Raw genomic sequence first — 22,226 nt, forward strand, 5'->3', positions numbered from 1 at the left:
ATGCGCGCCGTCGTCTTCGAGGGCCTCGGTGGGCCGGAGGTGGTGAAGCTGCGGGAGGTGCCCCGGCCCGTGCCCACGCGCGAGGCGCTGCTGGTGAAGGTGCACGCCACGGCGCTCAACCGCGCGGACCTGCTCCAGCGCCAGGGCGAGTACCACGTGCCGGAAGGACAGTCCGCCATCCCCGGCGTGGAGGTGGCGGGCACCGTGGAGGCGTGGGGCGAGGACGTGAAGGGCTTCACCCGGGGACAGCGCGTCTTCGGCGTGGTGGAGGGAGGCGGGTTCGCCGACTACTGCCTCTTGGACCAGGGCATGGCGCTGCCCATCCCCGCCGGCTTCGACTTCGCCGAGGCCGCCGCCACCTCCGAGTCCTGTCTCACCGCGAACGAGACGCTCTTCACCCTGGGACAGCTCCGGCGGGGCCAGGCGGTGCTCATCCACGCGGCCGCCAGCAGCATCGGGACCACCATGGTCCAGATGGCCCGGCACGTGGGCGCGACCACGTACTGCACGGTGGGCACGCCCAGGAAGGTGGAGGCCGTGCGCGCGCTGGGCGCCGACGCGGTGTTCGATTACCGGGAGCAGGACTTCGTCCAGGAGGTGCTCCGGCTGACGGGCGGCGAGGGCGTCCCGCTGGTGATGGACTTCATCGGCGGCGCGTACCTGGAGCGCAACCTGGGCGTGCTGGCGCACGAGGGGTGTCTGGTCCTGGTGGGGCTGCTCGACGGCATGTCCGCGCAGGTGGACCTCCTGCGCATCGTCCAGCGCCGGCTGCGGCTCAAGGGCTCGTCGCTGCGGCTGCGGCCCCTGAAGGAGAAGCGCGAGGTGAACGCGCGCTTCCGGCAGCGGTGGATGGAGGTGCTCGCCATGGGCGGTCTCCGCCCCGTCATCCACGCGCGGCATCCCCTGGAGGACGTGAACGTGGCGCTGGGAGAGATGGAAGCCAACCGCAACATCGGGAAGCTCGTTCTCACATTGGAAAGGAATGACAGCCATGCATGAAGAGCTGACGGCAAGCATCAAGCAGATCCTCATCGACAAGCTGTTCGTGGAGCTGCCCCCGGAGCAGATTGGCGAGGACGACGGCCTGCAGTCCGTCATCGGGCTCGACTCGGTGGGGTTCCTGGAGCTGCGCGTGCTCTGCGAGGACGTGTTCAAGGTCCGCATCACCGACGAGGACTTCAACACCGACAACTTCCGCACGGTGAACCAGCTCGTGTCCCTCATCGCGGGCCTGAAGACCGCGGCCCAGGGAGGTGCGTGGTGAGGGCGCCCGCGCCCGGAGGCAGCCTCGCGCCCGCGGACCTGGAGCGCCTGCGCGCGGGCCAGGCCCTGCAGATGGACCACTATGGCGGCGGGCGCCTGCCCTTCGTCTCCCTCCAGGCCCGTGGGCTCGTCCAGCACATGGTGCCCCTGGAGGGCGAGAGCGCCGGTCAGGTGCTGGAGGTGCTGGACGCGAGCGGCGGCTATGCCAGCGCGTGCCTGGGCGCGGCGCACCCGTGTCTCCAGCCCGCGTTCCGAGAGGGGCTCGAGCGCGGCTATGTCACCGATGAGCTGGGCTCGCTGGAGCGCACGTTGCTCCTGGAGGAGCTGTTCGGCCCCGGCGGGCGCTGGGCGGACCGCTTCCCCGGCCGGGACTACCACGCCAGCGGCCGCAACTCCGGCTCGGAGGGCCTGGAGCTCGCGCTGCGGCTGGTGCTGGAGTCGGGCTTCGACCGGCGGCGGCTGACGGCGAAGGCGGGCCGCGAGGCGCGCAGGACGGTGCTCGCCTTCGAGGGCGCGTGGCATGGCTGGACGGGAGGGCTGGTCCCCCTGCTCAATCGCAGACACTACCGCCTGGGCCTGCCGCTGCCGGGCGCCGAGCCTCCCTTCGGCCTGGACGTGGCCTTCCTCCCCTTTGGCGAGGCGGCGCTCCTGGAGCGGTTCTTCGCCGAGCAGGGCGCCAAGCTGTCCGCGGTCATCGTCGAGCCCATCCAGGGCGACGCGGGCATCCTCGTCCCACCGCCGGGCTACCTGCGCAGGCTGGCGGCGCTGTGCCGCGAGCACGACGTGCTCCTCGTCGCGGACGAGGTGCTCACCTTCGCGAAGACGGGCCGCTTCTTCGCGATGACCGACGAGCAGGGGCCCATCCCCACCGACGTCACCGTCATCGGCAAGAGCCTGGGCATGGGCGCGGTCTCCACGTCCATGGTCATCGCGCGCCGGGAGCTCACCGTGCGCCCGAGCGGCGCGGTGTCCACCTCCGATTTGCGTCCGCTCACGTGCGCGCTGATGCGCTCGGGCCTGCGCTACCTCGCCGAGGAGCGCCTCATCGAGCGGGCGGGCACGCTGGGCACCCAGCTGCGCGAGCGGCTGCGGCGCGACGTGGTGGAGGCCTTCCCGGCGCTGTTCCTGGAGGTGCGGGGACAGGGCTACATGAACGGCGTCGAGCTGACCGAGCGCGCCTCGCACGGCCTGTCCCGGCTGCGCCAGTGCCTGCTCGAGGCGGGTGCCTTCGTCGAGTTCATGGCGGGCGCGGGCAGGCGCTCCCACGGGCTGCGCTACCTGTTCCCCGCCATGCGCGTGGCCCCGCCGCTCATCGCGAACGACGAGGACCTGCGCCGCATCGTCGAGCGCATCCGCGAAGGGGTGCGGCGCTTCGTGGAGGCGGGGCCATGAGGCTTGAGTCACCCGCGTCAGCGTCCCGGCGCCACCGGGTGGAGCACGTGGACACCGATGCGTCGGGCGTCGTGCACTTCTCGCGGTACGCGTCGCTGCTGGAGACGGCGGCGCTGGAGGAGCTGGAGCGGCGCGGCTCGGACCTCGTGAAACTGGAGGGGCAGGGCCTGGATTTGCGCGTGCGCGAGCTGCGCATCCGCTACCGCGAGGCCGCGCGCTTCCAGGACTGGTTGCGGTTGGAGGCCCGGCTGGAGCACGTGGGCCCCGCGAGTCTGAAGCTGGGCGTGGCGGTCTACCGCGAGGGCCCCGCGCCCGAGCCGGTGCTGCTCGCCTCCGGAAGTCTGGACCTGGCTGTCGTCAATCGTGAGAGCGGAGACCCCACATGCCTTCCCCCGAACCTCAGCAGCGCCCTCGAGCGGTCCCCGTCCCCCTGAACAAGGCGGAGCGTCAGCCCAGGCCCCTGGGCTTCACCGCGCTGCGCGAGTGGCTGCGGCACCGCCACCCGATGATCCTGCTGGACCGCATCGTCGACCACGAGCCGGGCGGCTTCCTGGAGGCGCTCGTCTCCATCTCCGGGAACCTGGACTGCATCGCGGGCCACTTCCCCGAGCGCGCCATCTACCCCGGCAGCAACCTCATCCAGGCCTTCGCCCAGGCGGGCATCATCCTCTACCAGATGAGCACCTCGCCCCTGGCCGAGGACGAGCTGACCTTGATCGGCTCGGTGGAGAGCCGCTTCCTCCAGGTCGTCGTGCCCGGGGACCAGGTGGTGCTGCGGGTCCAGGTGAACCGGCTCGCCGGAGGGCTGTTCGTCTACTCGGGCAAGGCGATGGTGGGCACGCGCCGGGTGGCGGCGTTCCGCGCGAGCCTCATCCGCGCCAAGGTCTCCGAGCTGGGCTCGCCGCTATGGTAGCGCCCGTCGCGGTGACAGGGGCCGCGTGGAGCACGGCCCTGGGCCATGGGCTCGACGACGTGTGGCGGCGATTGCTCGCGGGTGAGCACGGCTTCGTCGAGGTGGCCTCTCCGCATCGGCTTCGCAACACGCTGGCCGCGGTCATTCCCTCGCGTGGGGAGGGCCCCGCGCCCCGACTGCGGAGGCTCGCGGTGGAGACGCTGGGTCGCGCGGTGGGCGAGGCCGGGCTGGAGGCGAGCGGAGCGGCGACGCGGCTGGTCCTGGGCACGAGCCTGGGTGCGTGGCTCGACGACGAGGGGGAGTGGACGGCGCCGCTCCACGCCTGGGCGGACGAGGTGGCTCGGGCGGTGGGCGCGCGTGAGCGGCCTGTGAGTCTCTCCACGGCGTGCTCCTCGGGGGCGGACGCCCTCCTCGTCGGGGCGGAGCTCATCCGCTCCGGGGCCGCGGAGGTGTGCGTCTGCGGCGGGGTGGATGTCATGACGCCGAGCAAGCGGCTGGCGCACTCGGCGCTCTCCACCATGTCCCCCACCCGCTCGCGCGCCTTCGACACGCGGCATGACGGCATGCTGCTGGGCGAGGGCGCGGGGTTCCTCGTGCTGGAGTCGCTGGAGCACGCGCGGGCGCGCTCGGCTTCGCTGCTCGCGCTCTTCCGGGGCGCGGGCTCGGCCAACGACGCGGCGAGCATGACGTCGCCGGACCCGGCGGCGTTGGGGGCGCGGCTGGCGATGGAGCGGGCGCTGCAGGACGCGCGGGTGTCGCCTCGGGACATCGGGGTCATCAACGCGCATGGCTCGGCGACGCCGGCGAACGACCGCGCGGAGGCGGAGGCGTTCCGGGCGCTCTTCGGGACGGGGCCGCGTCCGTGTGTCTTCGCGACGAAGGGGGCCTTCGGACACACGTTGGGGGCCACGGGGGCCATGGAGGCGATTGCCCTCATCCTCGCGCTGCGCGAGGGCGTGGTGCCGCCCATCGTCGGACTGGAGCAGCCGGACGAGGATTTCCCCTGCCCGCTCCCCGTGGGGCGGCCGGTGCGGCACGAGGAGCGGCTCGGCCTGAGCCTCACGCTCGGCTTCGGTGGGTTCGATACCGCGCTCGTCTTCGAGGCGTCGCGATGAACCCGACGACCTCGCTGGTGCTCCGTGGCGGCGCGCGGGCGCGCGGTGGTGGGGCGAACCCCTACGTGGCGCGAGTGAAGGGTTCCGTGCGCTACGCGGACCCGATGGCATGGGCGCTGGTGCTCGCGGTGGGAGAGGTCCTCGAGTCGCTGGGGGAGGACTTCCGCGCCTCGGCGGACCGGTGCTCGCTCATCCAGGTGGGCCCCGAGGCGCCGCCGGAGGCCATGTCGAGCGCCGCCAGGGAAGCCTTGCGTGGCTTCGCATCGCCCATCCGGTTCCCCGCCGCGCCGCCGAGCGCGCCGACGGGGCTGGCGTGCATCGTCCACGGGATTCGCGGCCCGACGCTGGCATTGACGTTGCCCGTGGCGGAGGGAGCCGGACTCGCGCTGTCTCTCTCCACAGCTTGGCTCACACGCGGTGTCGTCGATTACGCGCTCATCGCGACGGCGGCCTCGGTGCCCAGCGAGGAGCCCCGCGCCGCATGCGTGGTGCTCTCACACGGCGAAGGTCCTCCCGTGGACCCGGCGCGGCTGGTCCAGTCCCTTCTGTTCTCCAGGTGATGCCCCATGACCGAGCTCGCTGACATCCCGCTCTCCTCCATCCAAGCGTTCCTGGACCGCGTCCGGGACCTGACCTGTGAGACAGGTATGTCCACCCGGCACCGGGTGGAGTCACTCGCGGAGGCGTGGCGAGCACGTGGCCTGAGGCCGGGCGATGTCGTCCTCCTGGCCATGCCGAACGGAGCGGAGTTGCTCACGCAGCTCTTCGCCATCCTCGCCGCCCGGGGCGTGCCCGCGCTGGTGTCGCCTTCCGCGCCCGCATTGCGACAACAAACCCTCGTGGAGGCACTCCCGGCACGCGCGCTCGTGACGATGCGCCGCCCCGCGCCGCTGGCTCACGATGCGGACCGCTTCCACCTGGGAGGCGCGGAGGTCGCCCTGTTCTCGGAGGCACAACCTCCCGGCGCCCAGCCTGGAGAGATGGTGCTGCTCACCTCGGGCACGTCGGGCTTCGCCAGCGGCTGCGTGTTCGACCTGGAGGCGCTCTTCCGCAACGCCCGTCGTCACTCGGACGCCGTGGGCCTGCGTGCGGGCGACACCGTGCTGGTGAACCTTCCGCTCTACTACTCGTACTCGATGGTGGCCCAGGCCTTCGCCTCGCTGCTCCGCGGCGCGGACCTGGTCATCAGCGGCCCCCCCTTCCAGCCCGCGGCTTATCTGCGACTGCTCGCCGAGCAGGGCATCACCGTGTCCGCCCTCACGCCCCTCCTGGTGCGCGCGCTGCTCCAGCAACGCGGCGCCTTCCCCGAGGGCCTGCGCTCGCTCGGCGTCGGCGGCGACGTCCTCTCTCCCGAGCACGTGGAGCAGCTGCTCCGCCTGCGTCCACGCGGAGAGCTGTACCTCACCTATGGGCTGTCCGAGGCCGGGCCCCGGGTCGCGACCCTCTCGGCCCACGCGGAGCCCGCGCACCGTTACGCCTCCGTGGGACGGCCCCTGCCCGGCACGCAGGTGTCGCTCGCCCCCCGAGGTCCCGGCGGACAGAAGGAGCTGCTGGTCTCCTCGGACACGCTGATGAAGCGGCGCATCGGCCTGGTGGAGGGCGACAAGCTGCACGCGTGGCGCGGTCCCCGGCTGCTGGCCACCGGCGACATCTTCGACATCGACGCGGATGGCTACCTGTACTTCCAGGGGAGGCTCTCCGACTTCCTGGTCCGCGGCAGCGAGAAGATCTGCATGGCCTCCGTGCGGCGCCTGGCCACCACGCTCCCGGGTGTGCTCACGGCGCGCACCCAGGTCGTCTCCGGCACCGAGGGAGATGACTACGAGATGATCCTCACCGTGGCCGACGAGGGCCGACCCCTGGAGCACGTGTCCGAGGCGCTCTCGCGGCTCCTGCGGCTCGCCGAGCGCCCCCGACGCATCCAGGTCGTCTCCGCCGACGGCAGCACCGCCGCCCTGCACAAGTGAGCGGCTGACGCCACGCGCGTCGCCCCCAACCCGTCCCACCCGAGAAGGACCCTTCCGATGACGCTCGCCTCCGCGCACACCGGCAGCAATCAGTCACCTCGCACCCAGACGGAGCAGGTCCTGTGCGAACTCTGGAGCGTGCTGCTGGAGGTCGAGCAGGTCGGCGTCCACGACGACTTCTTCCAGCTCGGCGGCCACTCGCTCATCGCCACCCAGCTCGTCTCGCGCATCAACGAGATATTCCAGCTGCGCCTGCCCCTGCCGAGCATCTTCGATGCGCCCACCATCGCGCAGCTCGCCTCGGCCATCGACGCCTCACGAGGAGCCACCGCCTCCGGCATGGACCTCAAGCTGCGCCCGGGTGCCCGGACGAGTGAAGCGCCGCTCTCCTATTCGCAGGAGCGGCTCTGGTTCATGGAGCAGCTCCACCCCGGGCAGGCCACCCACAACATCCCCCTCTCCTATCGCATCACCTCCGCGCTCGACGTCGGCGTGCTCCAGCGGGCCCTCGACGAGGTCTTGCGTCGCCACGAACCGCTCCGAGTCACCTTCGCCTCCACCGAGTCGGGCCCCATCGCGCGCATCTCGCCTCCTGGCGCCTTCCCGCTCTCCGTCATCGACCTGGGCCACCTCTCCGCGGACACACGCGAGGAGGAGGCATCGCGCCTCGCCACGGAGCAGGCGCACACCCCCATCGACGTCCGCACCGGCCCCATCATCCGAGGCACCCTGCTGAAGCTCGACGCACGGGAGCATCGACTCCTGCTCACGATGCATCACATCGTGTCCGACGGCTGGTCCGTGGGCGTCCTCCTGCGCGAGCTGCGGACCCACTACGAAGACTTCGCCGCCGGCCGGTCGTCCTCGCTCCCCGAGCTGCCCGTGAGGTACGCGGACTTCGCCGCATGGCAGCGACAGTGGCTGCCCGCGCAGGCCGAGGAGCGGCTCCTCCCCTACTGGCGCAAGCGACTCGCCCAAGCCCCCGCCCTCCTGTCACTCCCCGCGGACCGCCCCCGTCCGCCGCTCCAGCGCTTCCGGGGTGCTCGGCGGACGTTCCACATCCGCGAGGAGACGGCGCTGGCCGTCGATGCGCTCTGCCGCCAGGAGCGCGCCACGCTCTTCATGACGCTGCTGGCGGGCTTCTGCGCCCTGCTCCACCGCTACTCCGGACAAGAGGACCTCCTCGTCGGCTCGCCCATCTCCGGACGCATCCGGCCGGAGGTCGAGGGACTCATCGGCTTCTTCGTCAACACGCTCACGCTGCGCAATGACCTGTCGGGCAACCCCCGCTTCACCGAGCTGCTCGCGCGGGTGCGCGAGACGACGCTCGGAGCCTTTGCCCACCAGGAGCTCCCCTTCGAGAAGCTGGTCGAGTCCCTCCAACCCGAGCGCACGCTCAGCCACGCGCAGCTCGTCCAGGTGATGTTCGTGTTGCAGAAGGCGCCCGCGCTGGAGGAGGACCCGTCCGCCTCACTCCAGCTCTCCGCCCTGGCGGAGCCGTGGGAGACGGACACGGGGACCTCGAAGTGCGACCTCGTCCTCTACATGGCGAGGAGCGCCGAGGGCCTGCGCGCCACCTTCGAGTACGACACGGACCTCTTCGACGAGGCACGCATCGAGCGCATGGCCGGGCACCTCCAGGTGATGCTCGAAGCGGTGGCCGCCGACCCGCACCAGAGGCTCTCGGCGCTGCCCCTGCTCACGCCCGTCGAGCGCAACCAGGTGCTGCGCGACTGGAACAGCGCCTCCGCGGACTTCCCCCGGGACGTCTGCGTCCACGAGCTGTTCTCGCGCCAGGCCGCGAGGACTCCGGACGCCATCGCCGTCTCCTACGGTGGGCAGGACCTCACCTATCGGGAGCTGGACGCGCGCTCCAATCAGCTCGCCCACCACCTGCGCTCACTCGGTGTGGGGCCCGAGGTGCTCGTCGGTCTGTGCGTCGAGCGCTCCGTGGACCTGGTCGTCAGCATGCTCGGCATCCTCAAGGCGGGAGGCGCGTACCTTCCGCTCGAGGCCTCCTATCCCACCGAGCGGCTGGCCTTCATGCTCCAGGACTCCCGCGTCTCGCTGCTCATGGTCCACGCGTCCAGGCTCCAGCAGCTGCCCCCCTTCGCGGGGCCAGTGGTCCGCATCGACGAGGAACGAGAGGCCATCGCCCGGTGCTCCGAGCTGCCGGGGGTCTCCACCGTCTGCTCCGACAACCTCGCCTACGTCATCTACACCTCCGGCTCCACCGGCCGGCCCAAGGGCAGCGCCATCCTCCATCGAGGAATCGCGGCCCTGCTCTTCCAGACGAACTTCGTGCGCTTCTCGCCGAAGGACCGCGTCGCCCAGGCCTCCAACGCCTCCTTCGACCCGAGCACCTTCGAAATCTGGGGGGCGCTGCTGAACGGGGCTCGGCTGGTCGGCATCACCGCGGACCCGGCGCGTGAGCCTCACGAGCTGGCCGCCCAGATTCGGGACGAGGCCATCACGGTGATGTTCGTCACCACCGCGGTGCTCCACCTGCTGGCGCGGCAGATTCCGGAGGCGTTCCGCGACGTGCACACGCTCGTGTTCGGAGGCGAGGCCGCGGACCCGCTGGCGCTGCGAGAGGTGCTCCGACACGGCCCTCCTCGCCGGCTGCTCAACGGCTACGGCCCCACCGAGTGCACCGTCTTCTCGACCTTCCACGCCATCGACTCACCGCCGCCGCTCGGACAACCCGTCCCCATCGGGCGGCCCATCACCAACGGCCCGGTCTACCTGCTGGACGAGCACCTGAGGCCGGTGCCCGTCGGTGTCCCTGGGGAGCTGTACGTCGCGGGTGAGCGGCTGGGCCGTGGTTACTTCCATCGTCCGGACCTCACCGCGCGCACCTACGTGCCCGACCCCTTCACCACCCAACCGGGCGGGCGGCTGTACAAGACGGGCGACCTGGGCCGCTATCTCGCCAACGGCCGCATCGAGTACCTGGGCCGCGCCGACCTGCAGGTGAAGATTCGCGGCTTCCGCGTGGAGCTGGGCGAGGTCGAGGAGTCGCTGCGGCAGCACCCCTCCGTGGAGGACTGCACGGTGGTGGCGCTGGAGGTGGGAGGGGACCGCAAGCTGGCCGCGTACCTCGTGTCGCGGGGACAGGCGCCCGCGCAGTCGTCCCTTCGTGCGTGGCTGCGGGAACGATTGCCCGAGCACATGGTGCCGACATCCTTCACGGTGCTGCCCGCGTTGCCGCTCACGCCGAACGGCAAGGTGGACCGGCGGGCCCTGCCCTCGCCCGAGGCGCCCCAGGGAGATGCCTCCACGCAGCAGGCCCCACGCACCTTCACGGAGGAGACGCTGTGCCGGATGTGGGCGTCCCTGCTGGGGATGGCCCGCGTGGGCATCCACGACAACTTCTTCCAGCTGGGTGGGCACTCGCTCCTGGCCACACAGGTGGTCTCGCGGGTGCGTGCCGAGCTGGGAGTGGAGGTCTCGCTGCGCACGTTGTTCGCGGCGCCCACGGTGGCGGACCTGGCCAGGCACGTCTCCCGCGCGGAGCCTCCCGTGACGCTCGCGCGGCCGGTGCCTCCGCTGCGCAAGGTGTCCCGGGAAGGAGCCCTGCGGGTGTCGTTCGCGCAGGAGCGCCTGTGGCGGTTCTTCCAGCGGGCTCCCGAGTCCAGCGCCTACAACATCCCGCGCGCGTTCCGGTTGAAGGGACGATTGGAGGCGCGGCACCTCGAGGCGGCGTTCCAGGGGCTCATCGCCCGACATGAGACCTTGCGAGTCACCTACTCCGAGGAGGACGGAGTGCCGCTCCAGCACCTCCATGCATCGATGGACTTCCCCTTCCGGGAGGTGGACCTCCGAGGGAGGGAGGACCGCGAGGAGGAGGCGCGACGCCTGATGTTGGAGTCCGCGCTGCGTCCGTTCGACCTGACGCGCGGGCCGCTGCTCCACGGGATGCTGCTCCGATTGGAGGACGAGGAGCACCTGCTGTTCTGCTGCATGCACCACATCACGGCGGATGGCTGGTCCATGGGCGTCATGGCGCGAGAGCTCGGCCGGCTCTACACGGCCAGCGTCACGGGGGGAGAGCATGGGCTGCCGCCGCTGGTCATCCAGTATCCCGACTACGCGGCCTGGCAGCGCGACTGGCTGTCCGGGGCGGAGCTGAAGGAGCGGCTGGGGTTCTGGCAGAAGGCGCTCGCCGGAGCGCCCACGCGGCTCGACCTCCCCACGGACAAGCCGCGGCCCTCGGTGCGGACGTTCAACGGGCGCAATCTGACCGTGGCGCTGGGCGTGGAGCGCAGCCAGGCCCTGAATGCGCTCTGTCGTCAGGAGCAGGTGACGCCGTTCATGGCGTTGCTCGCCGTCTTCGGCGCGGTGCTGGCGCGGAATGCAGGGCAGGAGGAGGTGGTCATCGGCTCGCCCATCGCGAATCGCCTCCGTCCCGAGCTGGAGCCGCTCATCGGGATGTTCGTCAACGGGCTGTGCTTGCGGGTCAACCTCCAGGGCCGCCCCGCCTTCCGGGAGCTGCTCCAGCGCGTGCGCGAGGAGACCCTGGCGGGCTATGCCCACCAGGAGGTCCCGCTGGACCAGGTGATGGCCTCACTCGGGGTGGAGCTGCCCGCCAACCGCCCGCCCGTGTTCCAGGTGATGTTCGTGCTGCAGAACGCACCCACCGCGCCGCTGGAACTGCCGGGGCTCACGGTCCTCAACGAGCCCGTCAATCGCGGCTCTGTCACTTATGAGATGACGTTGGCGCTGACGGAGACGCCCGAGGGGTTCTCGGGCATCCTCGAGTTCAACACCGACTTGTTCGAGCCCACCACCGCGGCGCGCATCCATGCGGAGCTGTTGGAATCGCTGGACGCCGCGCTGGCGGACCCGGATGCGAGCCTGGGACCGGAAACGCGCGCGGGCTAGAAGCAATCCCCGCAGGCGTAGGTGCTCGTCGGGCCCGCGTCGTAGGACGCCGAGCCCGATTCACAATACAGATGCAGGACGTTGTAGTTCCCGGGCCCGGCGTAGTTGCAGGGCGCGGTGTGTGCCGCCAGTCGCCTGCACTGCCAGAGATAGAGCGAGGTGTATCCCGAGGGACAACTCGGCTCGAGGGTTTGCTCCTGTGTGGCGTCGGCGGGCGCGGGCGCCTCTGACTCCACCCCACCACATCCCATCAACACACCCGCCACCAGCAACGAGACACCCATCCAAGGCACTCTTCGCATGTGACCTCCGGGAAGCAGTCATGTCCAGACAGCGCGGCCATGATAGTGGCCCCCCTGCTCGAAAAGGAAAGACCCGGCCGGCCACGAGTGCCGACCGGGTCTGGATGAACCCGAACAGGGGTTGTCCGCTCAGTGCGAGGCCTGCAACGCCTTGCGCTCCTTGGCGCAGAGCTGGATGAGCTCAATCATGCTCATGCTGCCGTTGCCGGTGTCGAACTTCTGGTCCTTGAAGTCGGGGTACCCGTTCTCCAGGATGCGCCCCTCCGCGATGCAGTCGTTGAGCTGCGCGAGCGCCTCGGGCTTCTTGCCCTTGGAGAGCAGCGCCTTCGCGGTGTCATACGCCTTGCGCTGGCCCTCCTGGAAGCGCAGCTCCACGTCCGCCTTCTTCTGCGGCGCCTGGATTGCCTCCGCCGTCTGCGCGCACTGGGCCATCACGTCCTGCGGCCGGGTGGGAATCCCCTCCACCAGCACGTCCACCCCGGCGAGGCTCGCGTTCTCCTTCACCATCCTCGCGCCCTCGTCCTGGCAGGCCCGGAGCTTCTCCGCCGCGCTCGCGTACAGCTCCTTGCGCTTGCGCAAATCCTTGGTGGACGCGGCCGACGCGAACGCCTTGCCGGCGGCGGTCAGCGCCTCACCCGTCAGCTGCCGCAAGGCCCTCGCCTGCTTCGCGAACTCCAGCGCCTCCACCAGCTTCAGCCACTCGGCGCGCCCCCGCTCCGCGTTCGCCGCGTAGCCCGCGTCCTGCCGCTCCAGCGCCGCGTTCGCCTCGAAGAACTGCATCACCTCGTCCACGCCCTTCGACGCCGTCTCCACGTCGCCATCCGTCGCGGAGATGCTCTTGGCCGCCTCCAGCTTCTCCTTCGTCAGCGCCAGCCGCGTGGACAGCTGCGCCCGGGCGTCCGCCGCGGACAGGACGATCTTCCGGCGGTTGATCCGCTCCGCCAGCTCCGCCATGCGCTCCTTCGTCTCCTTGGCGTAGATGGCGTAGTCGCGGTCCTTCTTCACGAACGCGGCCCCCGCCTCCAGCACCACGCCAATCTGCTTCACGGCGTTGTCCGCCTCCTGCAGCTGCGCCGGGGTGGGCGCCTCCTTCTGGATCTGCGTCACGAGCGCCGCCGCGTTCTTGCGCGCCTCGTCCACCTTCATCCGCTGCTGCGTCAGGTCGACCTCGTACCGGCGCCGCTCCATCGTCGCCCGGCCGTCCTTGAGCAGTTGCCGCGCCTCCGCCGCCGAGGGGCTGATGGCCGGGTTCTTCACGTGCACCGTCTCGAGCGTCTTCTCCAGGACGACCATCGCCGTCTTGGCCTCCTCGAACTGCTCGGGCGTCACGGCCCGCTTCTCCACGTTGCGCAGGGCCTGGACCACCTCGGCACGGGCCGCGTCGAGCGTGCGGACCTGGAGCGCCACCTCCACCTCGACGAGCGTGTTCTTCACCTCGCCCAGGTACTGGCCGATGGCCTGGCTCCTCGCCGCCTGGGGCTCGTACTTGTCCACCAGCTTGCGCGCGACGAAGGCCGCCGTCTTCGCCTCGGCGAGCTGCTCGGGCGTCGGACGGCGGGCCCGGAGCGCCTTGGCGGACGCGCGCAGCTCCTCGTGCGCGGGCTCCAGCTCCACCTTGACCCGGGAGACGCCCGCCTGAACGACGAGCTCATCCATCCGGCGCCGCGCCTGGGTGATCTCCGCGCGGGCCTTGTCCGCCTCCGCGCGGTACGCCTTGTCACGCGCCTCCAGCGGCGTGCCCTCGTCGAGCGTCTTCTGCAGGGCCACCGTGGCCTTGTCCGTCGCGGAGAACTTCTCGTCCGACCAAGCCTTGTTCACCTCGGCGAGCGCGTTCGCCAGCGACTTGCGGCTCTCGTCCAACAGCCCGCGCTGCTTCTGCGCCGACTGCTGCAGCCAGCGCTCGTCGAGCGTCTTCTCGTGGCGGGCGATGGTCGCGTCGACCTCGGTGAGGTACTGGGCGAACTTCGGGTCCTGGCTCTTCAAGGGCCGCCCCTCCTCCGCCAGCTTCTTGAGCCCATCCACCGCGGCGCGCGCCTCGTCCATGCCCTTGGAGCCGGAGTCCTCCTTCACGAGCTTCGCCATCCGCTCGTTCAGGGGCGCGAGCGCGCCGTCGATGCGGCGGCGGAACTCGTGGATGTGGACCTTGGCGCGGCGCTCGTCCACGTACTCACGCTGCGTGCGCAGCTGCTTGCGCGCGGCGAGGACGAGCTTGGCGTACTCCAGGTCCTCCGTCTCGAAGCTCGCCCCCGCGTTGAGCGCGTCCTTCAGCGCCTCCACCGCCACGACGGCGGCGTCGAGGTCCGCGTTGCGCGGCGGCTCCACCTCGATTTTCTGGACGGCCGTCGCGAGCGCCGCGCGAGCCGACTCCACCTTCTTCGTGGCCTCCGCGATGGACTTCGCGGCGCCGGGCTCCGGAGGCGCGGCGAAGGCCTCGGCGGAGGCGAGGATGCACAACACCATCAACACCAGCACAGAAGTACGTACCATTCACACCAACCTACTACAGCGAGGCCGGGGGAGCCCCGGCATAGTGGAAGCGTCCTGAAGGCTGGCGGGAACTGAACGCGAGGTGGGAGACCCACGGACTCCCACCTGGGCCAGCAGACGACCAGGCCCCTGGCCACACGCGCATCCCCGGGCGGGAGTTGGTCTAGCGTGGGCCGCACCCTCGTGCGCCCTCACCTCGTGAAATCCACCGTCTTCCTCCTGCTCGTCGCGGGCCTTCCAGGCTGCGCCACCTCCCCTTCGCGCGTCCGTTCCACCTCGGCGGAGCCCGTGCTCCTCGTCCAGGACGGCGTCACCGCGGAGGCAGCCCGGGGGGTCTGGCGCTCGCGCGGCCATGGGCACGTCCTGACCGTCTCCGCGAAGGACCTGAAGCTGCACCATGCGACAGCCGCCGGCTGCTACCCGCAGCCCGGCGAAGAACCCGGAGCGCTGTCGGGCTTCGTCCACGTGATGCCCGATTCGGCTCCCGACAGCCTGTCCCTCAGCGCCGTCCCCGGCGACACGCGGTACCTCTTCGAGCGGCTCCCCGCCCTGCCCCCGGAGTGCTCGGCGAACACCGAGTGGACGCCACCGCGGCTGTTCGAGCTCTTCGCCGCGACCTTCACGGAGCACTACGCCTTCTTCGCGGAGCGCCACGTGGACTTCAGCGCCCGTGTCGCCGCGCTCCGCCCCAGGGTCACCGACGCGACAAAGCCCCGTGCGTTGTTCGGAGTCTTCCAGGCGCTGACGACGGGACTCGGGGACGCGCATACCCGCATCGCCGCCGAGGTGGATGGGGAGACACTCGGCCACGCAGAGGGAGAGGCCCGGACGCTGGAGCGCGTGGACGCCGAGGGGAGCAAGGCGGGACAGTCATCCCGGGACGCCCAGCGCGCCTGGCTCGCCGCCTACCGCGACGGCATCCTCCAGACGGTGCTGAAGGGCGCGGGCCACCACGTGGCGAACAAGCGCATCTTCCATGGGCTCGTGGGCGACGTCGGCTACCTCAACGTGGTGACGATGGGGGGCTATGTCGACGAGGACGATGTCCCGCCGCGCGAGGAACTCCGGGTCCTCGACGAGGCGCTCGACACGGCGCTGCAATCCTTCCAGGGCGCACGGGCCGTCATCGTCGACGTGAGCAACAACCGGGGCGGACATGACGTCATCTCCCGAGCCATCGCCGCGCGCTTCACCGACACCCGGCGGCTCGCCTACACCAAGGTCCCCTTCAACTCCGACGTGCCTCCCCAGGCCTTCCACGTCGAGCCCGCCTCCGGACCGCGCTACACCGGTCCTGTCTACCTGGTGACGAGCGACATCACCGTGAGCGCCGGGGAAGTCTTCACCCTCGCCATGCGCGCGCTGCCGAATGTCACCCACGTGGGCACCACCACCCGAGGCGCCCTCTCCGACGTGCTCGTCAAGCCGCTCCCGAATGGATGGAGCGTGGAGCTCTCCAACGAGCGCTATCTCGACCCGAAGGGGCAGCTGTTCGAGGCACGCGGCATCCCTCCCCAGCAGGAACTGGAGGTCTTCCCCGAAGACGACCTGCACGAGGGCCACGCCAGGGCCGTGCTGTCGGTGGTGGACGTGGCCTCGGGTCGACGGAACGCAATCCCTGGAGGCGCTCGCGAATGACGGCGGCCTACGAGTTGTTCCTACGGGAGGTCGATGCCCAGGGACGGGAGCGTGCCGATGGGTTCTCGCTGGGCAACCTGCGACACCTCACGCCAGAAGAGCACCTCCAGGTGCTCGCCACGTTGACGCGGCTGCTCTCCGAGCGGGAGGAACGGGCCCCCGTGGCGCTGGCCCTCCTGGCCCCGACACCAGCCACCGTCACACTGTTGCGTGAAGCACTCCCGCTGCCGTGGAAGCCCGGAGCGAGGCGCGAGTACTTCGACCTGGAGGTCGCATCAGCGCTCGGCGTGCTCACGGGCGAACCGCTGGCCCTGGACCTGCTCGAGGACACCGTGGCCCGAATCCAGGACCCGTGGGCCAAGGGCATCGCGACGGAAGGGCTGCGCCGGGCCTCGCCATCGAGCGATGCCAGCGCGCGTCTGGCGCGGCTCATCCGCACGCGGCCTCGGGAGTCGATGCTGCTCGACGCCGCCGAGATGCTGATGACGCGACATGGCCTGTGGGCCTACGACCTGGCGCACCAGGATGAGCGACTGACGCTCCTGCGCGCACTGACGGAAGACGATGACGCCGCCCGGGACGAAGCCCTCGGGCGGATTCTCGCCGCGCCCGTCAAACCCTGGCCCTGAGTCACCGAGGAGAGCCCGTGGAGCCCCCCCTCCATCGGCAAGCGTGACGACGAAGGCCGCCTCGCACGAGGGTCTCCCGAGCCGGAGCGTCGGCTCCTCAGGTCCGAAGGACGGCGACCGCCTCCACCTCGAAGAGCATCCCGTCCAGCGCCAGCCGGGGCACGGGAATCAGCGTACAGGTCGGCTTCATTCCATCCCCCCAGGCCGCGTCCAGCTCGGGGCCGATGATGCGGAGCTTCTCCTCCGTGTGGTCCACCACGAGCATCGTGAGCTTGGCGACGTCGCCGACGCCCGCTCCCACCGACGCCAGCGCCGTGCGGACATTCTGGAGCGCCTGCCTCACCTGGAGGCGGAAGTCGGGCTCCAGCGCGCCGCTCTCACGCTCGCCGCCCTGCCCCGCCAGATAGATGAGCCGGGTTCCGGCCGCCACCTGCGCCACGTGCGAGAAGCCGTAGGGCGCCGGGTCGAACAGCCCCTTCGGATTCGTCAGGACCAACGGAGGAGTCTTCGAGGATTCAGTGCTCTGTCCCATGATTCACCTGTGTGGAGTCCGCCCCCAATATGCGGGCCGGCACTCCCGCCTTCAATCGAATCGGACCGGAGGCGTCCTCAGTGCGGCTCGGCCGATACCTGGGCCGCGTGACGCAATCCCACTCCACCAGGGGGTGGGTGGCCTGGGCGAGCGCGAGGCCCGTGGGCGTGAGCGAATACTCCTCCTTGGGCGGCACCTCGTCGAACACCGCGCGGCCGACGACGCCAGCGGCCTCCAGCTCCCGGAAATGCTCGAACAGGACCTTCTCGCTGACGCCGCGCACCCGACGTCCCAGCTCGCCGAAGCGCACTGGCCCCGCGTACAGCTCGCACAGGATGGCCGACTTCCACTTGCCTCCGATGAAGGCCCGCGCCACACCGAGGTCGCAGTCCGCGGCCGATTGCCTCCTCACCATGTTCCCGTCTCCTCATCGTCCGGCACTTACAATTCTGTAAGGACTTGTGCCGCGCCGCGATTCATCCGAATAACAGACGCACGCATCCAAAGTAGCGCCCCGGGGACAGCCAACATAAGCAATCCACGCGGCGACGTGACGGTCATCGGGCTGGGCAAGATGGGCTCGGCTCTCGCGGGAGCCTTTCTCCGGGCCGGGCACCGGGTGACGGTCTGGAACCGCACCGCGAGCCGCGCCGAGCTTCTGCGACAAGCCGGGGCCGTGGTGGCCCCAGCGCGGCGGCGGTAGAGGCCAGCCCGCTGGTGGTGGTCGCGCCATCCTCGAGGTGCCGGAGGTGACCTCGGCCTTGTCGGGGCGCACGCTCGTGCAGCTCAGCTCCAGCACACCGCAGGAGGCTCGCGACCTGGAGACCTGGGCGCGCGGACGGGACATCGACCTGCTCCGCGGGGCAGTCCTCGCCTGCCTCGACAGGCTGGCACCGAGGACGGCGCCATCGTGCTCTCGGGCCCCCGCGAGGTGCTGCGCCGACATGAGGGCGTCCTGCGTGCCCTGGGCGGCACGCTCACATGGGCGAGGCGATAGGCGCCGCCTGCCCGATGTTCTCGGCGGTGCTGACGTATCTGGCCACGCACTGGATGGGCTTTGCCCATGGCGCGCGCGTCTGCCGCGCCGAGGAGCTGGACGCGACGGCCTTCGGCGTGACGCTGCACGCGCTCGCTCCCACTCTAGGTCAGGACGCCCGCCACATGGCGAAGGAGCTCCAGACCGCGGGCTACGCCAACCCCGAGAGCACGCTGGAGACGGCGGGCAACGACATCCCCCGGCTGGTGCAGCTGTCTCAGGAAGATGGCATCAGCGATGCGGTGCCCCGCTTCGTCGCCCGCATCTTCCGCCAGGCCATCGACGCGGGGCATGGCGCCGCGGGCCAGATTGAGGGCAGCCGGTGAGGCCACCCCTCGCTGACAGCCGCGTGCCAGGCAAGAGGCTGAGTCATCGCGGACCGGCAGGATGAGGAGGGCCCCCCGGCACGTTTCACGAGGCCGGGGAGCGCGTCTCCTCCCTCGTGACGCTCGCGCCTGCCCCCTCGAAATCAAATATCGGGTGACACCTGGCACGACCGCCGGAGTTTCATGAGACACTCACGCTTTCCCACGCGTCCGGCAGCCTGCTCAGGATTTCATGTCATTTCTGGATCGCATCCTCGACCCTCCGAGTTACGGCTACGAAAAGAACGGCGCGCTCCATGTGCCCACCCACCGGGAAATCCTCTCGGAGTTCTTCTCCCGACTGAACATTCTACGAACCCGTAAGAACTGGCTGGCCCTGACGGGGTGGGCCACGACGTTGGGGTTCGGCATCCCGCTGGCGCTCTTCTTCACCCATCACTTCAGCGTGTGGCTGCTGCTGGCGGGCTTCGTCTACAGCATGGTGGTGTTGGGCACCCACGGCACCATCTGGTTCCACCGCTATGCCACGCACCGTGCGTTCAAGTTCAAGAACGCCTTCTTCCGGGAGCTGTGCCGCAACCTGGTGGTGAAGACCATCTCGGAGGAGGCCTATGTCATCTCCCACCACGTGCACCACGCCAGGTCGGAGCAGCCAGGCGACCCCTACAACGCGAAGGCCGGCTGGCTCTACTGCTTCCTGGCGGACGCGAATCATCAGGGTATCCGCAAGGACTTGAACGCCAGGGATTACGCGCAGCTGTGCAAGCTGATGGAGCACACGGGGGTGCACCTCAACAGCCATGCGCAGTACCAGAAGTGGGGTTCACTCTGTCACCCGGCCTGGACGGTGGCGCACTTCCTGGCGAACTGGGCAGTCTGGTACGGCGTGTTCTTCCTGCTCGGCGGGCACGCGCTGGCGTTGGCGCTCTTCGGCTGGTCCGGGGTGTGGGTCGTGGGCGTGCGGACGTTCAACTATGACGGGCACGGGGGTGGGAAGGACCGTCGGCGTGACGGGGTGGACTTCAACCGGCGCGACCAGTCCATCAACCAGCGCTGGCCGGGCCTCATCACCGGGGAGTGGCACAACAACCACCACCTCTATCCGCAAGGCGCGCGCGCGGGCTTCCTGCCGTACCAGTTCGACCCCGCCTGGCAGTGCATCCGCGGCGCGCACTGGCTCGGCGCCATCAGCAGCTACCGCGACTTCAAGCCGGAGTTCATGGCGCGCCACTACCTCCCCTGGCTGGAGGAACAGAAGGCCAAGGCCGTCGCGGTGGCCGGATGAACCCGAGTTCGTGATTCTCGGACGGCCTCGGACGGCGCGCCTGGGGTCCACCCTGCGTGGAGATGGGCTGACAGAGCGCTGGGCGTCGCCCTTCGCCCCTGGTGCCTCGAGCAGGCGAGGAGGAGGTGAGCGAGGGGGGGGAGCAGCTGCTCCATGCAGGGAAGATGGGACCATCGTACAGGGCCATCGTCAGGCGACGAACGCTGCCGCGGACCGCTTCGGAGACGCTGAGTCGGGCGCGCCGCTAGCCTCGTGGAGCAACCACTCTGGAGGTCTCGATGGTCAAGCCTGGCTGGCTCGTTGCGGTGGTTTCGACCGGGATGCTGTACGTGGGCTGCGGTGAGCATCAGGGCGGCTCCGCGGAGGGCGAGGTGCCCGCCTCCGTCGAGCAGGGCCTGTCGACGCTCGTCACCTGTCCGGTGGGCTCCGTGACGGTGACGTTCGACCCGCCGCTGCGACGGACACCCCAGGACGTCGTCACCACCTCGACGGGCGTCCTGAGCAACTGCGTCACGCTCCTGGGCTCGCCGGTGACCTCGGCGACCGCTTGGAGACAGCTCAACGAGCCGGGCCTCTCCTGCGCGAACCTCCTCAAGACGCCTTCCACCACGCTGTCGCTGACCTGGAATACAGGCGAGACCTCGACCCTGCGCAGCACGCAGGTGCGGGTGGCTTCCGAGCCGGCCGTGGCCATCGCGGAGGAGACCGGCACCGTCCTGTCGGGGAAGTTCGAGGGCGCCACCTCGGTACGAACCGCGACTTTCGTCTCCACGGACCTCGCGGCCTGTGATTCGCCCGAAGGGCTGTCCTCGCTCAACGGGCTCCTGTCCCTGAGCCTCGTTCAAGTGCTCTGACTCCAGGTGGTTGCCCGTGGTCACCTGTCCCGTGGGCACGGTGAGCGTGACAGCCGCTGCGTCGCTACGCCCCCTCCCGCGGGACGTCCCCACCCTCGCGAGCCAGCTCCACGGCAACCGCCCCCTTGACCGGGCCACATCCCGCTCATGCGAATGCTCGTCATCGTGGAGACCTGGGGCCGCGCAGCGTGGCGGTGCTGGCGCCGCTGCTTTCGAAGCAGGCCCCCGCCGATTGACCGACGGGGGCCGCTCGCCTTCTCGACCTCAGGCGATGTTCCGCACCGCTGCGGAGCCCTCCTTCGTCCCCGCGCCGGGTGAAGCGCTCAGGAGGCTCACCTTCGGCCTGGCCACGGTGGCGGGCACCCCGAAGAAGGCGTCATAGGCGTCGATGTGCTGCTGCCCCACCGTCGTCATGAAGTCCGCGAAGTCCGCCGGCTGGGCGGGCAGCGGCGACGGCATGAAGAACTGCGAAGGCAGCCTGACGTAGGGATTCGGGTCCGGGACCCGCTCGTACAGCGGGTGGATGGTCCCATAGGCGAGGTTGGCGTCGAGCCCGAAGACACCGGTGAGGGGGCCGTAGAGCGTCTGGATGGACTGGTTCTTGACGTAATCCCACACGACGTCATTCTGCACGCTGTGCGGCTGGACGTTCATCAGGTTGGTCCAGCCATGCGGCACCACGTCGTACACGTTCGTGATGACCTGGTTCCAGTAGCCATAATTCGCGATGCCGGTGATGTACGTCGGAACGAAGAGCCCGCTGAAGTAGTTGACGAAGCCCTGGTCTCCCGTCGTCGGCGCGGCCGTCGGCAGCACGAAGACGTCGTTCCAACGCTTCACATCGAAGATGCTCGGATAGAGCCAGCGAGCCAACGTCGGACTGAGCGAGCCTCCCAGGCTGTGCCCCGTGAAGACCAGCGTCGACTTGGACGACTCCTTCGTCCCCAGGAAGGTCTGCAGCGACTGATTCGTCCGCGGGTCCAGCATGTTCAGCAGATTCGTGGTCCCCCAGGCCGCCCCTTGGGAGACGTTCCCGATGTTGGAGCGGCTGGGGTTGGTGCTGTTCGTCGGAGTGATGCCCATCGGATAGGGCACGGTGACCGAGACGTTGTTGTCCAGACAGTCCGTGTCGTACCAGTTGTACGTCGTGTCCCGATTCCCGTTGGTGCCAGCAACCGCCACGACATAGCAGTCCGCTTGCGCGTTGTAGGCCACGTACATGACGTTGTCGGCCACCTTCGACACGCGGCCCTTCCCCGAGCAGTCCTTGTCCGTTTGATAGACACAAGGACCCCACACCCGCGTCCACACGCCCAATTGCTGCGCATTCTGGGTCAACGCGCCGTCGATGATGGGCCCCAGCGCGAGCGCGATGTTGGAGGCCGTGTCCTCGAGCTGGTCCCCCAGGCCGGAGAACCGCGAGAGCCGGTAGACCGTCTGGATGATGTTGTAGCTGCCGCCTGGATTGATGGGCTGCACGACCTTCATCTGGAATTCCTCCATTGGGGGTGGTGAGCCCCCTCGGAGCAGAAGACATGCCAGCACGCCAGAGCCGGGCCCCAATGCAAACACAGGCATTTGCGAACCCCCTCCAGACACTTGA

At 69.8% G+C, this 22,226-nt stretch carries 20 protein-coding genes; 15 read left to right on the top strand and 5 right to left on the bottom strand.

Features of this window, described 5'->3' with window-relative positions; all coding sequences use genetic code 11:
• The 9 genes from VZQ01_RS06140 to VZQ01_RS06180 are packed head-to-tail and all read left to right on the top strand — an operon-like array spanning position 1 to position 11,534.
• Positions 1-999 carry an NAD(P)H-quinone oxidoreductase gene (locus VZQ01_RS06140; RefSeq protein ID WP_267697091.1) on the top strand — a complete coding sequence of 333 codons (999 nt, stop codon included), beginning with the start codon at positions 1-3 and terminating at the stop codon, positions 997-999.
• Positions 992-1,264, top strand: a complete 273-nt coding sequence (gene amcB / locus VZQ01_RS06145; protein WP_426747144.1) for a cispentacin biosynthesis acyl carrier protein AmcB — start codon at positions 992-994, stop codon at positions 1,262-1,264. Before VZQ01_RS06140 ends, amcB begins: the two co-directional genes overlap by 8 nt.
• Positions 1,261-2,655 (top strand): amipurimycin biosynthesis protein AmcC, encoded by a 1,395-nt coding sequence (gene amcC / locus VZQ01_RS06150; RefSeq protein ID WP_426747145.1) that lies wholly within the window; start codon positions 1,261-1,263, stop codon positions 2,653-2,655. Before amcB ends, amcC begins: the two co-directional genes overlap by 4 nt.
• Entirely contained in the window at positions 2,652-3,089 is a 438-nt protein-coding gene (locus VZQ01_RS06155; protein WP_426747146.1) for an acyl-CoA thioesterase, read from the top strand. Before amcC ends, VZQ01_RS06155 begins: the two co-directional genes overlap by 4 nt.
• On the top strand, positions 3,038-3,568 hold the full coding sequence (gene amcE / locus VZQ01_RS06160; RefSeq protein ID WP_408891110.1) for a cispentacin biosynthesis cyclizing decarboxylase AmcE: 531 nt from the start codon (positions 3,038-3,040) through the stop codon (positions 3,566-3,568). The genes VZQ01_RS06155 and amcE overlap by 52 nt, the downstream gene beginning before the upstream one ends.
• The gene (gene amcF / locus VZQ01_RS06165; protein WP_426747147.1) at positions 3,562-4,683 is read left to right on the top strand and encodes a cispentacin biosynthesis acyltransferase subunit AmcF; all 1,122 of its coding nucleotides are present in this window, start codon (positions 3,562-3,564) and stop codon (positions 4,681-4,683) included. Before amcE ends, amcF begins: the two co-directional genes overlap by 7 nt.
• A complete protein-coding gene (gene amcG, locus VZQ01_RS06170) occupies positions 4,680-5,243 on the top strand; it encodes a cispentacin moiety biosynthesis protein AmcG (RefSeq protein WP_426747148.1) in 564 nt (187 codons plus the stop codon). Before amcF ends, amcG begins: the two co-directional genes overlap by 4 nt.
• 6 nt (positions 5,244-5,249) lie before the next feature.
• The gene (amcH, locus tag VZQ01_RS06175) at positions 5,250-6,650 is read left to right on the top strand and encodes an adenylate-forming 2-oxoglutaryl-ACP ligase AmcH (RefSeq protein ID WP_426747149.1); all 1,401 of its coding nucleotides are present in this window, start codon (positions 5,250-5,252) and stop codon (positions 6,648-6,650) included.
• 57 nt (positions 6,651-6,707) lie between these two features.
• Positions 6,708-11,534 (top strand): non-ribosomal peptide synthetase, encoded by a 4,827-nt coding sequence (locus VZQ01_RS06180; RefSeq protein WP_426747150.1) that lies wholly within the window; start codon positions 6,708-6,710, stop codon positions 11,532-11,534.
• On the opposite strand, the gene VZQ01_RS06185 is transcribed toward VZQ01_RS06180, so the two are convergent.
• Both VZQ01_RS06185 and VZQ01_RS06190 read right to left on the bottom strand, forming a co-directional pair.
• On the bottom strand, positions 11,531-11,836 hold the full coding sequence (locus VZQ01_RS06185; RefSeq protein WP_426747151.1) for a hypothetical protein: 306 nt from the start codon (positions 11,834-11,836) through the stop codon (positions 11,531-11,533). The genes VZQ01_RS06180 and VZQ01_RS06185 overlap by 4 nt on opposite strands.
• Before the next feature lie 129 nt (positions 11,837-11,965).
• A complete protein-coding gene (locus VZQ01_RS06190) occupies positions 11,966-14,323 on the bottom strand; it encodes a hypothetical protein (RefSeq protein WP_426747152.1) in 2,358 nt (785 codons plus the stop codon).
• Positions 14,324-14,491: 168 nt separating this feature from the next.
• Here VZQ01_RS06190 and VZQ01_RS06195 point away from each other — a divergent pair, with 168 nt between their 5' ends.
• Together VZQ01_RS06195 and VZQ01_RS06200 are read left to right on the top strand one after the other, a co-directional pair.
• A complete protein-coding gene (locus VZQ01_RS06195) occupies positions 14,492-15,961 on the top strand; it encodes a S41 family peptidase (RefSeq protein ID WP_426747153.1) in 1,470 nt (489 codons plus the stop codon).
• Positions 15,958-16,590, top strand: a complete 633-nt coding sequence (locus VZQ01_RS06200; protein ID WP_267697100.1) for a hypothetical protein — start codon at positions 15,958-15,960, stop codon at positions 16,588-16,590. Before VZQ01_RS06195 ends, VZQ01_RS06200 begins: the two co-directional genes overlap by 4 nt.
• A 97-nt stretch (positions 16,591-16,687) precedes the next feature.
• Here the strand turns inward: VZQ01_RS06200 and VZQ01_RS06205 are convergent, their stop codons facing one another.
• A complete protein-coding gene (locus tag VZQ01_RS06205) occupies positions 16,688-17,122 on the bottom strand; it encodes a RidA family protein (RefSeq protein ID WP_223785272.1) in 435 nt (144 codons plus the stop codon).
• On the bottom strand, positions 17,106-17,537 hold the full coding sequence (locus VZQ01_RS06210; RefSeq protein WP_426747154.1) for a winged helix-turn-helix transcriptional regulator: 432 nt from the start codon (positions 17,535-17,537) through the stop codon (positions 17,106-17,108). Before VZQ01_RS06210 ends, VZQ01_RS06205 begins: the two co-directional genes overlap by 17 nt.
• Before the next feature lie 159 nt (positions 17,538-17,696).
• Here VZQ01_RS06210 and VZQ01_RS06215 point away from each other — a divergent pair, with 159 nt between their 5' ends.
• The 4 genes from VZQ01_RS06215 (at position 17,697) to VZQ01_RS06230 (ending at position 20,623) form a co-directional block, all read left to right on the top strand.
• A complete protein-coding gene (locus VZQ01_RS06215; RefSeq protein ID WP_426748933.1) occupies positions 17,697-17,825 on the top strand; it encodes an NAD(P)-binding domain-containing protein in 129 nt (42 codons plus the stop codon).
• A gap of 308 nt (positions 17,826-18,133) precedes the next feature.
• Entirely contained in the window at positions 18,134-18,484 is a 351-nt protein-coding gene (locus VZQ01_RS06220) for an imine reductase family protein (protein ID WP_426747155.1), read from the top strand.
• 232 nt (positions 18,485-18,716) lie between these two features.
• The gene (locus VZQ01_RS06225; protein ID WP_223748881.1) at positions 18,717-19,769 is read left to right on the top strand and encodes a fatty acid desaturase; all 1,053 of its coding nucleotides are present in this window, start codon (positions 18,717-18,719) and stop codon (positions 19,767-19,769) included.
• A gap of 278 nt (positions 19,770-20,047) precedes the next feature.
• On the top strand, positions 20,048-20,623 hold the full coding sequence (locus VZQ01_RS06230) for a hypothetical protein (protein ID WP_223748880.1): 576 nt from the start codon (positions 20,048-20,050) through the stop codon (positions 20,621-20,623).
• 264 nt (positions 20,624-20,887) lie between these two features.
• Here VZQ01_RS06230 and VZQ01_RS06235 read toward each other — a convergent pair whose 3' ends face one another.
• Entirely contained in the window at positions 20,888-22,111 is a 1,224-nt protein-coding gene (locus VZQ01_RS06235) for a lipase family protein (protein ID WP_426747156.1), read from the bottom strand.
• Between the last annotated feature and the right edge of the window lie 115 nt (positions 22,112-22,226).

Source organism: Myxococcus faecalis, from assembly GCF_050039385.1.
Lineage (GTDB): Bacteria > Myxococcota > Myxococcia > Myxococcales > Myxococcaceae > Myxococcus > Myxococcus fulvus.

Excerpts from the sequence above, each read along its gene's own strand:
- VZQ01_RS06140 (WP_267697091.1), top strand. The coding sequence starts at position 1 with ATGCGCGCCGTCGTCTTCGAGGGCCTCGGTGGGCCGGAGGTGGTGAAG.
- amcB (WP_426747144.1), top strand. The coding sequence starts at position 992 with ATGCATGAAGAGCTGACGGCAAGCATCAAGCAGATCCTCATCGACAAG.
- VZQ01_RS06155 (WP_426747146.1), top strand. The coding sequence starts at position 2,652 with ATGAGGCTTGAGTCACCCGCGTCAGCGTCCCGGCGCCACCGGGTGGAG.
- amcE (WP_408891110.1), top strand. The coding sequence starts at position 3,038 with ATGCCTTCCCCCGAACCTCAGCAGCGCCCTCGAGCGGTCCCCGTCCCC.
- amcF (WP_426747147.1), top strand. The coding sequence starts at position 3,562 with ATGGTAGCGCCCGTCGCGGTGACAGGGGCCGCGTGGAGCACGGCCCTG.
- amcG (WP_426747148.1), top strand. The coding sequence starts at position 4,680 with ATGAACCCGACGACCTCGCTGGTGCTCCGTGGCGGCGCGCGGGCGCGC.
- amcH (WP_426747149.1), top strand. The coding sequence starts at position 5,250 with ATGACCGAGCTCGCTGACATCCCGCTCTCCTCCATCCAAGCGTTCCTG.
- VZQ01_RS06180 (WP_426747150.1), top strand. The coding sequence starts at position 6,708 with ATGACGCTCGCCTCCGCGCACACCGGCAGCAATCAGTCACCTCGCACC.
- VZQ01_RS06185 (WP_426747151.1), bottom strand. The coding sequence starts at position 11,836 with ATGCGAAGAGTGCCTTGGATGGGTGTCTCGTTGCTGGTGGCGGGTGTG.
- VZQ01_RS06190 (WP_426747152.1), bottom strand. The coding sequence starts at position 14,323 with ATGGTACGTACTTCTGTGCTGGTGTTGATGGTGTTGTGCATCCTCGCC.
- VZQ01_RS06200 (WP_267697100.1), top strand. The coding sequence starts at position 15,958 with ATGACGGCGGCCTACGAGTTGTTCCTACGGGAGGTCGATGCCCAGGGA.
- VZQ01_RS06205 (WP_223785272.1), bottom strand. The coding sequence starts at position 17,122 with ATGGGACAGAGCACTGAATCCTCGAAGACTCCTCCGTTGGTCCTGACG.
- VZQ01_RS06210 (WP_426747154.1), bottom strand. The coding sequence starts at position 17,537 with ATGGTGAGGAGGCAATCGGCCGCGGACTGCGACCTCGGTGTGGCGCGG.
- VZQ01_RS06215 (WP_426748933.1), top strand. The coding sequence starts at position 17,697 with ATGGGCTCGGCTCTCGCGGGAGCCTTTCTCCGGGCCGGGCACCGGGTG.
- VZQ01_RS06220 (WP_426747155.1), top strand. The coding sequence starts at position 18,134 with ATGTTCTCGGCGGTGCTGACGTATCTGGCCACGCACTGGATGGGCTTT.
- VZQ01_RS06225 (WP_223748881.1), top strand. The coding sequence starts at position 18,717 with ATGTCATTTCTGGATCGCATCCTCGACCCTCCGAGTTACGGCTACGAA.
- VZQ01_RS06230 (WP_223748880.1), top strand. The coding sequence starts at position 20,048 with ATGGTCAAGCCTGGCTGGCTCGTTGCGGTGGTTTCGACCGGGATGCTG.
- VZQ01_RS06235 (WP_426747156.1), bottom strand. The coding sequence starts at position 22,111 with ATGAAGGTCGTGCAGCCCATCAATCCAGGCGGCAGCTACAACATCATC.